The sequence below is a fragment of the Shewanella algidipiscicola genome (genome assembly GCF_003605125.1).
Taxonomy (GTDB): Bacteria; Pseudomonadota; Gammaproteobacteria; order Enterobacterales; family Shewanellaceae; genus Shewanella; species Shewanella algidipiscicola.
Window position 1 is genome coordinate 42,118 of the sequence record NZ_QPQT01000003.1, and the last position, 12,717, is coordinate 54,834.

The following is a 12,717-nucleotide window of genomic DNA, read 5'->3' on the forward strand; positions in this document are numbered from 1 at the left end:
TAGTTTTGTATTAACTTTTCATTTTAATCTTAAACTTAAGTCGAGGAAATTATGGCTAAAATTATCAATGTCATCGGTCGCGAGATCATGGATTCACGCGGCAACCCAACGGTTGAAGCTGAAGTGCATTTAGATGGTGGATTTGTTGGTATGGCGGCAGCGCCGTCTGGAGCCTCAACGGGTAGCCGCGAAGCACTAGAGCTACGTGATGGCGACAAGAGTCGTTACATGGGTAAAGGTGTGTTAACGGCCGTCGCGAACATCAATGGTCCAATTCGCGATGCATTGTTGGGTAAAGATGCTGCAGCTCAAGCCGAGCTTGATCAACTGATGATCGATCTTGATGGTACAGAAAACAAAGACAAGCTTGGCGCTAACGCGATTCTGGCAGTTTCTCTTGCTGCGGCTAAAGCTGCCGCTGCTTTTAAAGGCATCCCACTTTACGCACATATTGCCGAGCTAAACGGTACTCCAGGCCAGTACTCTATGCCAGTGCCTATGATGAACATTCTTAATGGTGGCGAGCACGCCGATAACAACGTTGATATCCAAGAGTTTATGGTTCAACCTGTTGGTGCTAAAAGCTTCCGTGAAGCGCTGCGTATGGGCGCGGAGATCTTCCATAATTTGAAGAAAGTGCTGCAAGATAAAGGGCTAAGCACCGCCGTTGGTGATGAAGGTGGCTTTGCACCTAACTTAGCATCTAACGCCGAAGCGTTAGCGGTTATTAAGGTTGCAGTTGAAAAAGCCGGTTATACCTTAGGTGAAGACGTTACCCTAGCGCTTGACTGCGCGGCATCTGAGTTTTACAAAGATGGTCAATATGATCTTGCCGGTGAAGGTAAAAAGTTTGATTCGAACGGTTTCTCTGATTTCTTAAAATCCTTGACCGAGCAATATCCGATTGTGTCTATCGAAGATGGCCTTGATGAGTCAGATTGGGAAGGTTGGGCGTACCAAACACAAATCCTTGGCGACAAGATCCAACTTGTGGGTGACGATCTGTTTGTGACTAATACCAAGATTTTACAACGCGGTATCGACAACAATATTGCTAACTCAATCTTGATTAAGTTTAACCAGATTGGCTCTCTAACTGAGACCCTTGCGGCTATCCGCATGGCGAAAGCGGCTGGCTACACTGTTGTTATCTCTCATCGTAGTGGTGAAACGGAAGATGCAACCATTGCCGATCTGGCTGTGGCGACGGCTGCGGGCCAAATCAAGACGGGTTCACTGTGTCGTAGTGACCGTGTTGCTAAGTACAACCAATTGCTACGCATCGAAGAGCAGCTGGGTGAAAAAGCACCTTATAAAGGTCGCCTAGAGATTAAAGGGCAAGCATAAACGCCACTTTAACCAATAAATTATTAAAAGGTCACCACTTGGTGGCCTTTTTTGTTGTAATATCAGTGCAGAATTTCTAATAGTGATATAGCCATTAAGGATGAAGCGTCTTCTCATTGCCATGACCGTTTTATTTGGTCTACTTCAGTATCGACTCTGGTTTGGGCAAAATAGCCTGCCGGAATCATTTCAGCTGCAAGAGCAGATAGCGCTGCAGCGACAAAGTAATGCCAAATTGATCGAGCGTAATCAAGTTCTCAAAGAGGAGATTAACGATCTTCGCCGTGGGACTGAAGCGCTTGAAGAGCGTGCGCGAAACGAACTTGGCATGGTTAAAAAAGGCGAAACTTTCTTCCGTGTTGTGGGCGAGCCCCAACGTAATGCAGATATTCATCGCTAACCGTATTTTACGAAGTACCTTTAAGGGCTAGGTGAAATCGGATCACCCGTGACATGAGCTTTGATTAATGACACCAATTATTGAACACCTAGTTGCAATTGTTCCCGCTGCTGGCATAGGCAGCCGCATGGGTGCCGATATTCCTAAGCAATACTTGATGTTAGAACATCAACCTATTATTGCTCATACCTTAGATGTATTGTTGCAACATCCTAGGATCGCCCAAGTGATAGTGGCGCTGAGCCCAGATGATACTTTTTTTGAATCCTTGCCTCAGGCGCATCACCCTAAATTAAAAGTGGTACAAGGGGGCAAGGAGCGAGCAGATTCGGTTCTGGCGGGCTTATCGCATGTCGGGCAACGCAGCTGGGCGTTAGTGCATGATGCGGCGCGGCCTTGTTTACACCCAAGTGATATTGATAAGTTAATCAGCGCTGTCGAGCAGCAAGCAGATAGTGCGCCTCAAGGGGCTATTTTGGCCATGCCAGTGCGCGACACCATGAAACGTAGCAATAATGAAGGCAATATTGATACCACTATCTGCCGCAACAACTTGTGGCATGCGCTCACTCCGCAACTGTTTCCCGCCACCTCGCTTAAGGCCAACCTCAGTAACGCGTTAGCACAAGGGGTGAATATCACAGATGAGGCATCAGCGATGGAGTGGGCAGGTGCGGCGCCGCAATTGGTGGTTGGCCGCGCTGACAATATCAAGGTGACTCACCCTGATGATTTACGCTTAGCAGCACTGTTTCTCAACAGTCGTGATTCATTGACGGCTTTCAATCACAAACAATAAGCGTTAATAGCAGTATGATGGGCTGCAACGCGGGGATGACAGGTAAGTATGATGAATATTCGCATTGGTCATGGTTTCGATGTCCATAAATTTGGTGGTGAGCTGCCGTTGATTTTAGGGGGAGTGGAAGTTCCTTACGGTACGGGCCTAGTGGCGCATTCCGATGGGGATGTGGTGTTACATGCGATTAGCGATGCCATTTTGGGCGCGATGGCGTTAGGCGATATTGGTAAGCACTTTCCTGATACCGATGCCGAGTTCAAAGGTGCCGACAGCCGGGTATTACTGCGCCATTGTTACCAACTTGCCATCGATAAAGGCTATCGCCTCGGCAACCTCGATGTCACAGTGATCGCACAGGCCCCTAAGATGCTGCCTCATATTGAAGCGATCCGCGCCTGTTTAGCCGCCGATTTAGACAGTGATATCGACGCGATAAATGTGAAAGCCACTACCACAGAGAAGCTAGGGTTTACTGGTCGAAAAGAAGGTATCGCGGTGGAAGCCGTAGTGCTGATGACGAGCAATAGTTAACAAGAGAATTTTATGAGTTCATTGCATTATTTACATGGTCAGCCGCAAGCGAGCGCCGATCTTCGCACCCACAATCGTGATTTCATTGTTGAGGAGATTTTACCCTTTCTGCCTACTGGAGAGGGCGAACATCACATGCTGCATGTGCGTAAAGAGGGGTTAAATACCGCCGATGTGGCCAAAATGTTGTCTAGTTTTGCGAAGGTTCATCCGAAAGAAGTCACCTTTGCTGGACAAAAAGATAAACATGCGATCACTGAGCAATGGTTTGGGGTCCGTATTCCGGGTAAAGAAACGCCAAAGTGGGATGAACTCAATAGTGAGCAATTGACCATATTAAGCAGCAGTCGCCACAGTAAAAAGCTGCGCACTGGTGCATTGGTAGGGAATCGCTTCACCTTAACCTTACGTGCAGTATCGGATATTGCTGATGTCATTAAACGGATTGAATTAGTTAAGCAAACTGGCGTCCCTAACTATTTTGGCGAACAACGATTTGGTCATGATGGTAAGAATCTCATTTTTGGCCGACAGATGTTGGCTGGCCGCAATGTGAAAGATCGAAACAAACGCAGCATGTATTTATCGGCTGTGCGCTCTAATCTCTATAACGCAGTGGTTTCTGCTCGTTTGGCAAAGTATGGTACCCAAGTGCTTGAGGGCGACTGTGTGATGTTGGCTGGCAGTAAAAGTTATTTTGTAGCCAACCCATGGGACGAGGCGTTGCTTGAACGTTTAGCCCAAAAAGACATTCAATTATCGGCACCATTATGGGGGCGTGGTCAACCGTTGTCACAAGCTGAAGCCTTAGCATTTGAAACCTCCATTTCAGAGCAGTTTGCTGAAGATTGTCATGGACTCGAACAAGCGGGACTCAATCAAGAGCGCCGCACCTTGCTGCTTGAGCCACAACATTTGAGTTATGAAACTGACGAAGATGTGCTAGTGATTAAGTTTATTTTGCCAGCAGGCTGCTTTGCCACATCACTGCTCAGGGAGTTGGTCGATTACCAAGACGTTAATGAGCGAGAGTTTAATGCCAGACGAGCCGCTCGTGCAGAAGGTGTAGCCCAAGATGATTAAGATATTGGTGAGTAATGATGATGGTGTTACCGCGCCAGGTATCGCCGCCTTATCTCAGGCGTTATCTGCACAATATGATGTGATGACTGTTGGGCCCGATCGTAATTGTTCCGGCGCGAGTAACTCCTTAACCTTGACTAATCCATTGCGAATTAATAAGTTAGATAATGGGTATATCTCAGTTAGCGGTACGCCCACCGATTGTGTGCATCTGGCGATTCGCGAGTTGTACGAACAAGAGCCTGATATTGTGGTCTCGGGGATCAACGCTGGTGCAAACATGGGCGATGACACCCTTTATTCTGGCACCGTTGCCGCTGCGATGGAAGGACGTTTTTTGGGATTACCAGCCATTGCCATCTCTTTGGTGGGGCGCGATCTCAATCATTATGACACGGCTGCAGCGGTGGCGTGTAAAATCGTGGCTGGCTTGATTAAGGCGCCGATCGCCCAAGATCAAATTTTAAATGTGAATGTGCCTGACTTACCGCTTGAACACGTTAAGGGGATTAAAGTGACCCGCCTTGGTGCCAGACACAGAGCTGAGGGGATGGTGAGAACCTTAGATCCTGCAGGACGAGAGATATTTTGGCTGGGTCCCCCGGGGCAAGAGCAAGATGCCAGTGAAGGTACCGATTTTGATGCCGTCGCTAAAGGTTATGTATCTGTGACACCCTTGACAGTGGATCTGACCGCTTATGAACAAATTCCAAAAATGAAACAATGGGTTGAGCAACTATGAATGGTGTAGCCACCGCATCGGCATTGAATTTGGCAAACGCTTTGCGAGGTGCAGGTATCGGCGATCAAGCGGTGTTGTCTGTTGTGGCAAAAACGCCAAGAGAGCTATTTCTGGATGCAGCCTTGGGCCATAAAGCGTATGAAAATACAGCCTTGCCTATTGGGCAAGGTCAAACCATTTCGCAGCCCTATATTGTTGCCAAGATGACCGAGCTGTTGCTTGAATCTAAGCCCAAAAAGGTGTTAGAAATCGGTACGGGGTCGGGTTATCAGGCGGCGATACTTGCTCAATTGGTAGATGAATTATGTACCGTAGAGCGGATAAAAAGTCTGCAAATTCAGGCGCGGCAACGCTTAAAACGCCTCGATTTACACAATGTGTCGTTTAAGTACGGTGATGGTTGGAAAGGTTGGGCTAATAAAGGTCCATTCGATGCCATTATGGTCACTGCGGCAGCGGCCAGTATCCCGCAAGACTTATTGGCTCAACTAGGTTCACAAGGCGTGTTGATTATTCCTGTAGGGCAAGAAACACAACAGCTGCTGCGTGTAACCCGTTATGGCGATGACTATCGGTCTGAAACGATCGAAATGGTCAAGTTTGTGCCGCTGGTTAATGGTGACCTGGCCTAATGATAGTACAGATATCATATGCTTAGCCTTAGGCATATCGTGTCTGGCACAGTCGGTATCACCTGCATGTGTCGCGGCAGACTTTCTGTGAGCGCTGGGGGGATACGATACCTGTTATTGCTTATGCTATTGCTGCAGTTAACGGCTTGTAGCTTTCAAGCAGATAGACCTGCACCTGTTGTGACTGTTAATCCGCCTGTTAAAAAACAGTATCAAAAAGGTGGTCTGATCTCTGAGCGTTATCGAGTTAAAAAAGGCGATACCTTGTACTCAATCTCATGGGCCGCTAATAAAGATTTTGTCGATATCGCTAGGCGCAATGGGCTTAAAAAGCCATATACCATCTACCCTGGCCAGGTGTTAAATCTTAAGCTGACAAAACCTGTTACAACTAGAGTTAAAGCTCAAAATTGGAACGCTAACACGCCTAAACCCGCAAAAAAACCAATTAAAGCTGTTATTAAACAGCCAGTTGCAACTTCTTCTGCGAACGGTGCCACGAAAGTCAGCGTCGCAAAAAAATCACTTGATCAGACCTCAAATTCTGCGTACCCTGTACCAACTGGTAAACAATCTGTTAACAATGTTATCCACAAGTCAAAGTCGACCTTGCCACAGAAAGTGCACCGTTGGCATTGGCCCGTAAAAGGAGCGTTGATTGGTAAATTCTCTGCCAAAGAGCAAGGAAATAAAGGAATTAAGATAGCCGGAACGCGTGGTGATCGCATTCAAGCTGCGGCAGATGGACGTGTCGTATATGCAGGAAATGCACTTCGAGGCTACGGTAATCTAGTGATTATTAAGCACAGTGATGATTATTTAAGTGCTTATGCTCATGCGGATAAAATCTTAGTTAAGGAAAAGCAATTCGTAACAGCAGGACAAACTGTTGCGAGTATGGGGAAAACGGGTACCAATCGGGTCATGTTACATTTTGAGATCCGCTACCATGGTAAATCAGTCGACCCACTTAAATATTTGCCTAAAACATAATTTTTTTAGGCGCCATTTTGGCAATTGGAGGATAAAAACGTGCAGTAAATTCAGTGAGTAAAATTTGGGAGAACTATTATGGGTCGTAAAAAAACTACCGCGATAGCGGAGACCTTAGTTGACTTGTCTAAGAACGAGTCTGATGTTTCACTGTTAAATAACAAAGAGAGCGTAAAAGAAGCCGAACTGGAACAGCAAGTACAAGATGATTTGCAAAAAAATTTAGATGCCACACAGCTGTATCTAAGTGAAATTGGATTTTCCCCCCTACTGAGTGCGGAGGAAGAGGTTTATTTTTCACGTAAGTCCCTTAAGGGCTGTGCTAAATCTCGTAACCGTATGATTGAGAGTAATCTTAGACTCGTCGTAAAAATTGCTCGTCGTTACAATAACCGCGGTTTAGCCTTACTCGATCTTATCGAAGAGGGTAATTTAGGCTTGATCCGTGCGGTAGAGAAATTTGACCCAGAACGTGGTTTTCGCTTCTCTACCTATGCCACTTGGTGGATAAGACAAACGATAGAACGTGCCATTATGAATCAAACTCGCACAATTCGTTTGCCCATACATGTGGTCAAAGAACTTAATGTTTATTTACGCACCGCCCGAGAGCTGGCGCACAAGTTGGATCATGAGCCGACCGCCGAAGAGATTGCAGAGAAGCTAGATCTTCCCAGTGGTGATGTGAGTCGTATGTTAAAGTTGAATGAGCGCATTACCTCGGTAGATACCCCGTTAGGCGGTGACAGCGATAAAGCGCTGCTCGATGTATTAGCCGATGATGACAGTGTTGGGCCTGACTATAAAGTACAAGATGAAGATATGTCTAAATCGGTCGTACGTTGGTTGGACGAGCTCAACAGTAAGCAACGTGAAGTATTAGCGCGTCGTTTTGGTTTATTAGGATATGAACCTTCAACCCTAGAAAATGTGGGCAAAGAGATAGGCTTGACTCGAGAGCGAGTTCGCCAGATCCAAGTGGAAGCATTGAAGCGACTCAAGGACTTACTTGGCGCACAAGGATTATCTGTTGAAGCTATTTTTCGTCCATAAGGTCGCAATATTATAGAGTATTGAGGATAACTGCAGAGCCTAGCATTTCAGTATTAACTTATAATTTACTTATAAGTGCGATGAAATGTAGAGAAACAGTTAAGCCTGATAGGCGTTATGATGGACATTGTGACATATAAAAAAGCGCACCAATAATGGTGCGCTTTTTTGCTTGTTCGTTAACGTAATTGCTTCAGTTGATATAGCAAATCCAGTGCTTGTTTAGGCGAGAGTTGATCGGGGTCGATACTGTCTAAGTGTGTAAGTGCTGCTGATTCTGCTGGCGCACTAAAGCTCATGACCTGTTGTGTATCACTTGGCAATCCGTTATCTCGATCGCGGCTCTCTAAGTGATGTAATTTGTGTTTAGCCGCTTGAACCACTTTACTTGGTACTCCCGCTAATGCCGCGACCTGTAGCCCATAACTCTTGCTCGCCGCCCCTTCCTGCACGGCATGCATAAAGGCAATGGTGTCACCATGCTCAATGGCATCGAGGTGGACATTCGCCACATTTTCCAGTAATTCTGGCAACTGAGTTAATTCAAAGTAATGGGTCGCAAATAGCGTCATCGCCTTGAGATTATTGGCCAGGTGTTCAGCGGCAGACCATGCCAAAGATAAACCATCATAAGTCGAGGTGCCGCGGCCTATTTCATCCATTAAGACTAAACTTTCTGGCGTTGCATTGTGCAAAATGTTGGCGGTTTCTGTCATCTCGACCATAAAGGTTGAGCGACCCGAAGCCAGATCATCGGCGGCGCCAATGCGAGTAAAAATACGATCTACCGGCCCAATGGCTGCGCGCTGTGCAGGCACAAAGCTCCCGATATGAGCCATTAGGGTGATCAACGCGACTTGACGCATGTAGGTAGACTTACCGCCCATATTGGGGCCTGTTACGATTAACATGCGCCGCTGCGGGCTTAAGTTAACCGGATTGGCAATAAAGGGTGTTTGGCTAACCTGTTCGACAACCGGATGGCGTCCAGCGTCAATATCAATCCCGTTATGTGCGGTCAGTTCGGGGCGATGGTAATTGAGTAGATCGGCGCGCTCAGCAAAATTGTTGATCACATCTAACTCAGCAGCAGCCCTAGCAAACTGTTGTAGCTCATGCAGTTTAGGCATGAGTAAGTCGAACAACTCGTCCCAGAGTTGCTTTTCGAGCGCCAAGGCCTTGCCTTGGCTCGAGAGCACTTTTTCCTCATGCTCTTTGAGTTCGGCGATAATGTAGCGCTCGGTATTTTTTAATGTCTGGCGGCGTTGATAACTGAGTGGCACTAAGTCAGATTCTCTGCGGCTAATCTCAATGTAATAACCATGTACGCGGTTATAGCCTACCTTGAGGGTCGATGCCCCTGTTGCTTGCTTCTCTCTGGCTTCTAGATCCGCTAGATAATCGGTGGCACCTTGGCTAAGCGCACGCCACTCGTCGAGTTCTTGATGGTAGCCTGATTTTAATACACCACCGTCACGGATCAGCATGGGGGGATTATCGACAATAGCACGGCTCAGTAATGCGTGCTCTTCGGGAAATTCACCCAGCATTATCGCAAGCTTGCTCAGATGCTCACTGTGGCAATTAGCTAACAGTTGTTTGATTGCAGGCAACAAAGATAACGATTGACGTAAGCGCGCAAAGTCGCGAGGACGAGCACTGCGCAGGGCTAAACGGGCGGTGATACGCTCAACGTCTCCCAAAGCTTTTAATTGATCGTGTAAAGTTTCAACGTCGCCTGAGCTGAGTAGTTCTTCGACCGCATCATGGCGGGCTCGGATGATGTGATGATTGCGTAGTGGCTCGTGGATCCAGCGCTGCAACATACGACTTCCCATAGGGGTTGCCGTATTGTCGAGGATGGCGGCTAAAGTGTTATCAAAACCACCTTGCAGGTTTTTAGTTAACTCGAGATTACGGCGTGTGGCCGCATCGAGAATAATACTGTCACACTGATTAAAACGAACAATCGAGTTGATATGGGGTAAGGCGGTGCGTTGAGTGTCTTTAACATACTGCATCAGACAACCCGCGGCTTGAAGCGAGAGCCTAACGTCACCTAACCCAAAGCCATAAAGATCTTTGGTGCCAAATTGTGCCAGCAATAATTGATAGCTAGTATCGTAGTCAAACTCCCATTCTGGGCGCCGACGTTTGCCATTAAAACTGGCAATAATGCCCATCTCACTAAAATCTTCACTGTGTAACAGTTCGGCAGGGTTAGTGCGCTGTAATTCAGCTTCTAACGCTTCTCTGCTGGGAAGTTCAGTGACAACAAAACGTCCAGAGGAGACATCTAGCGTGGCATAACCGAAGCCGACTTTGCCATGATATACCGCTGCCAATAAATTATCTTGCCGCTCTTGTAATAAGGCTTCATCGGTTAAGGTGCCCGGTGTGACGATACGCACCACTTTACGCTCAACAGGGCCTTTAGAGGTCGCTGGGTCGCCCACTTGTTCACAAATGGCCACCGACACACGTAATTGCACCAATTTTGCGAGGTAGCCTTCGACCGCATGATAAGGGATACCCGCCATAGGGATAGGGTCGCCGCCACTCTTGCCACGAGCGGTTAATGAGATCCCCAGCAGCTCAGAGGCTAACTTGGCATCATCATAGAACAACTCATAAAAGTCACCCATACGATAAAACAGTAACATATCTGGTGCTTCGGCTTTTAGCGTCAGATATTGACGCATCATTGGGGTGTGTTTCTCGAGGTTTTGAATATCAACTGCGTTCATGAAGTAACCAAGGTATCCTGCAAAAAAAGCTCAGCATAACAACCCTTGGGTTGCTAGCGTATTATTGGCGCCAATATTAGCAATAATTTCACTTTAACGGGCGTATTTATCCTGCCAAAATTGTATTATTTAAACTCAACTGAGCTCAACCTTAGGGTAAGTGGCTGTTTTAAATTTAGTAAAAAATAATCATCAACAGCACTTGATACTGTATGATTGTACAGTATACTAGTGAGCATATTGAGACACATAAAGCACAGCTCGTTGTAAGCGCTATGCTTTATCCTAACGGATTTACCACAGCGCTACGTCTGTGATAGAGAGGAAAGCACCATGAAGATAGATGCAAATAAAGAGAAAGCCCTTAACGCGGTTCTAGGTCAAATTGAAAAACAATTTGGTAAAGGATCCATCATGAAGTTAGGTGAAAACCGCTCTATGGATGTTGAGACTATCTCTACAGGCTCTCTATCATTAGATGTTGCACTCGGTGCAGGTGGTTTACCCCTCGGCCGTATCGTTGAAATTTATGGCCCTGAGTCATCAGGTAAAACCACATTGACCTTAGAAGTGATTGCGGCAGCGCAGCGTGATGGCAAAGTGTGTGCCTTTATCGATGCCGAGCACGCACTTGACCCGATTTATGCGCAAAAGCTAGGTGTTGATATTGATAACCTATTATGTTCACAACCTGATACGGGTGAGCAAGCGTTAGAGATTTGTGACGCCTTGACTCGCAGCGGCGCGGTTGATGTGATCATTGTCGACTCGGTGGCAGCGTTAACCCCTAAGGCTGAAATTGAAGGTGAAATCGGTGACTCACACATGGGCTTAGCGGCGCGTATGATGAGCCAAGCAATGCGTAAGCTTGCCGGTAACCTTAAGCAATCTAACACGCTACTTATCTTCATTAACCAAATCCGTATGAAAATTGGAGTGATGTTTGGTAACCCAGAAACCACAACAGGTGGTAACGCACTGAAGTTTTATGCCTCGGTTCGTCTTGATATTCGCCGTACTGGTGCGATTAAAGATCGTGATGAAGTTATTGGTAACGAAACTCGCGTTAAAGTGGTTAAAAACAAAATTGCTGCGCCGTTTAAGCAAGCTGAATTCCAAATCCTTTATGGCGAAGGCATCAACCGCACAGGTGAATTAGTAGACCTAGGTGTGGCGCATAAATTGATTGAGAAAGCCGGTGCTTGGTATAGCTACAAAGGTGACAAGATTGGTCAAGGCCGTGCAAACGCAGGCAAATACCTAACAGAAAACCCAGAAATTGCCAAAGAGATTGATACCGCACTGCGTGCCATGCTGCTTGGTGGCTCAAAAGTGGCTGCTGAGCCTGCCGTTAGTGATGAAAATATCGACTTAGAAACAGGTGAAGTGTTTTAAGTATTAACTTGTTATGACAGCTTCTGCTATGCATATCGCGGTTGGGCTTCTTGCTCGCCGCGACTATTCACGCCATCAAATCAAAACTAAACTGCTACAAAAAGGCTTTGAGTTAAGCGAAATTGAGCCTGTGCTCGATCGTTGCATCGACAATGGTTTTTTAGATGATGATCGCTTTGCCGCCTTGTTGCTGCGTTCTCATGTTAGCAAGGGCCATGGCCAAAATCGTATTCGTCAATCGATGGCGCAAAAAGGGCTATCGAAAGAGGTGATTGAAAGGGCACTAAACAATAGTGATTGTGACTGGTTTGAGCTAGCAAAATCAAAAGCCAATAAAAAGTTTGGTGAAACAGTAATATCTGATGCAAAAGATAGGGCCAGACGTTGCCGTTATTTATACGGGCAAGGATTTACGTCTGAGCAGGTTTTTTATGCTTTAGAATAAGGTCATTTATATTAGTAAACCTGACTTATTTTCTGCCTGATATTGTTCAGGTATGGATCTGCTATCTCCCATTTTAAGCTTTGATTCCTCAACGATTAAACTTGCTTGAAAAGTGATCTTACCTTCTCACTCCCCCCTGTCCTTGTGAGAAAAAAGCTAAGTGTCATATCTCTTAAGTACCCTATTAACAGTGGCCGTATAGTTTTATTCTATATTGCGAGTATTAATTTATCGCTATTGATGTTTTTTCATCCCGAGCCATTGCATTAATATTCGGGCTATTTTTGAGCTAAAAGTAGTTCTACAGTTTTGTAAATGTATGATGGGTATAACATGTTATACCCATCAATATCTTGTATTAGTCCGTCTTTGAACCGCAATAAATAGGGTATTTATTGCGGTTAATTGGAGTTGTTAAGATTTAAATCCCGCTGCAGTCATCAATAATTTGAATCCCATAGATATCATGCCTAAGGCAAGCACACTTATTACCCAGATGCTCAGAAGCCATAGCCATTGTTGGAGTGTTCTATTTAGTTTCATTTTA

Annotated in this window: 13 protein-coding genes; 11 read left to right on the forward strand and 2 right to left on the reverse strand. The window is 46.0% G+C overall.

Annotation, left to right across the window (positions count from 1 at the left end; all coding sequences use genetic code 11):
* The first annotated feature begins 51 nt into the window (after window positions 1–51).
* The 9 genes from eno to rpoS all read left to right on the forward strand — a co-directional run bounded on the left by eno (window position 52) and on the right by rpoS (window position 7,583).
* Entirely contained in the window at window positions 52–1,347 is a 1,296-nt protein-coding gene (gene eno / locus DVO77_RS03830; protein ID WP_119977412.1) for a phosphopyruvate hydratase, read from the forward strand.
* 100 nt (window positions 1,348–1,447) lie between these two features.
* Window positions 1,448–1,747, forward strand: coding sequence for a cell division protein FtsB (gene ftsB, locus DVO77_RS03835; protein WP_119977413.1), 300 nt, complete (start codon window positions 1,448–1,450; stop codon window positions 1,745–1,747).
* Window positions 1,748–1,814: 67 nt separating this feature from the next.
* Window positions 1,815–2,546, forward strand: a complete 732-nt coding sequence (ispD, locus tag DVO77_RS03840; RefSeq protein WP_119977414.1) for a 2-C-methyl-D-erythritol 4-phosphate cytidylyltransferase — start codon at window positions 1,815–1,817, stop codon at window positions 2,544–2,546.
* 51 nt (window positions 2,547–2,597) lie between these two features.
* Window positions 2,598–3,080: a 2-C-methyl-D-erythritol 2,4-cyclodiphosphate synthase gene (gene ispF / locus DVO77_RS03845; protein WP_110456488.1), complete on the forward strand. Its 483-nt coding sequence runs from the start codon at window positions 2,598–2,600 to the stop codon at window positions 3,078–3,080.
* A 12-nt stretch (window positions 3,081–3,092) separates the two neighbouring features.
* Window positions 3,093–4,163, forward strand: coding sequence for a tRNA pseudouridine(13) synthase TruD (gene truD / locus DVO77_RS03850; protein ID WP_119977415.1), 1,071 nt, complete (start codon window positions 3,093–3,095; stop codon window positions 4,161–4,163).
* The gene (gene surE, locus DVO77_RS03855) at window positions 4,156–4,905 is read left to right on the forward strand and encodes a 5'/3'-nucleotidase SurE (protein ID WP_119977416.1); all 750 of its coding nucleotides are present in this window, start codon (window positions 4,156–4,158) and stop codon (window positions 4,903–4,905) included. The genes truD and surE overlap by 8 nt, the downstream gene beginning before the upstream one ends.
* Window positions 4,902–5,537 carry a protein-L-isoaspartate(D-aspartate) O-methyltransferase gene (locus DVO77_RS03860; RefSeq protein WP_119977417.1) on the forward strand — a complete coding sequence of 212 codons (636 nt, stop codon included), beginning with the start codon at window positions 4,902–4,904 and terminating at the stop codon, window positions 5,535–5,537. Before surE ends, DVO77_RS03860 begins: the two co-directional genes overlap by 4 nt.
* 123 nt (window positions 5,538–5,660) lie before the next feature.
* Window positions 5,661–6,530 carry a peptidoglycan DD-metalloendopeptidase family protein gene (locus DVO77_RS03865; protein WP_119977418.1) on the forward strand — a complete coding sequence of 290 codons (870 nt, stop codon included), beginning with the start codon at window positions 5,661–5,663 and terminating at the stop codon, window positions 6,528–6,530.
* Window positions 6,531–6,608: 78 nt separating this feature from the next.
* A complete protein-coding gene (gene rpoS / locus DVO77_RS03870; RefSeq protein ID WP_110456483.1) occupies window positions 6,609–7,583 on the forward strand; it encodes an RNA polymerase sigma factor RpoS in 975 nt (324 codons plus the stop codon).
* Between the two features lie 179 nt (window positions 7,584–7,762).
* Here the strand turns inward: rpoS and mutS are convergent, their stop codons facing one another.
* Window positions 7,763–10,330, reverse strand: a complete 2,568-nt coding sequence (mutS, locus tag DVO77_RS03875) for a DNA mismatch repair protein MutS (protein ID WP_119977419.1) — start codon at window positions 10,328–10,330, stop codon at window positions 7,763–7,765.
* A gap of 333 nt (window positions 10,331–10,663) precedes the next feature.
* On the opposite strand from mutS, the gene recA reads away from it, so the two are divergent.
* On the forward strand, window positions 10,664–11,725 hold the full coding sequence (gene recA / locus DVO77_RS03880) for a recombinase RecA (protein ID WP_110456481.1): 1,062 nt from the start codon (window positions 10,664–10,666) through the stop codon (window positions 11,723–11,725).
* 13 nt (window positions 11,726–11,738) lie between these two features.
* Window positions 11,739–12,170 carry a regulatory protein RecX gene (locus tag DVO77_RS03885; protein ID WP_373317379.1) on the forward strand — a complete coding sequence of 144 codons (432 nt, stop codon included), beginning with the start codon at window positions 11,739–11,741 and terminating at the stop codon, window positions 12,168–12,170.
* Between the two features lie 414 nt (window positions 12,171–12,584).
* Here DVO77_RS03885 and DVO77_RS03890 read toward each other — a convergent pair whose 3' ends face one another.
* Window positions 12,585–12,713, reverse strand: coding sequence for a DUF2474 domain-containing protein (locus tag DVO77_RS03890; protein WP_110456480.1), 129 nt, complete (start codon window positions 12,711–12,713; stop codon window positions 12,585–12,587).
* Window positions 12,714–12,717: the final 4 nt, after the last annotated feature.

Bases quoted from the DNA above. Each gene is read 5' to 3' on its own strand.
- ispD (WP_119977414.1), top strand. From the start codon at position 1,815: ATGACACCAATTATTGAACACCTAGTTGCAATTGTTCCCGCTGCTGGC.
- recA (WP_110456481.1), top strand. From the start codon at position 10,664: ATGAAGATAGATGCAAATAAAGAGAAAGCCCTTAACGCGGTTCTAGGT.
- surE (WP_119977416.1), top strand. From the start codon at position 4,156: ATGATTAAGATATTGGTGAGTAATGATGATGGTGTTACCGCGCCAGGT.
- DVO77_RS03885 (WP_373317379.1), top strand. From the start codon at position 11,739: ATGACAGCTTCTGCTATGCATATCGCGGTTGGGCTTCTTGCTCGCCGC.
- rpoS (WP_110456483.1), top strand. From the start codon at position 6,609: ATGGGTCGTAAAAAAACTACCGCGATAGCGGAGACCTTAGTTGACTTG.
- mutS (WP_119977419.1), bottom strand. From the start codon at position 10,330: ATGAACGCAGTTGATATTCAAAACCTCGAGAAACACACCCCAATGATG.
- eno (WP_119977412.1), top strand. From the start codon at position 52: ATGGCTAAAATTATCAATGTCATCGGTCGCGAGATCATGGATTCACGC.
- DVO77_RS03865 (WP_119977418.1), top strand. From the start codon at position 5,661: ATGCTATTGCTGCAGTTAACGGCTTGTAGCTTTCAAGCAGATAGACCT.
- DVO77_RS03860 (WP_119977417.1), top strand. From the start codon at position 4,902: ATGAATGGTGTAGCCACCGCATCGGCATTGAATTTGGCAAACGCTTTG.
- truD (WP_119977415.1), top strand. From the start codon at position 3,093: ATGAGTTCATTGCATTATTTACATGGTCAGCCGCAAGCGAGCGCCGAT.
- DVO77_RS03890 (WP_110456480.1), bottom strand. From the start codon at position 12,713: ATGAAACTAAATAGAACACTCCAACAATGGCTATGGCTTCTGAGCATC.
- ftsB (WP_119977413.1), top strand. From the start codon at position 1,448: ATGAAGCGTCTTCTCATTGCCATGACCGTTTTATTTGGTCTACTTCAG.
- ispF (WP_110456488.1), top strand. From the start codon at position 2,598: ATGAATATTCGCATTGGTCATGGTTTCGATGTCCATAAATTTGGTGGT.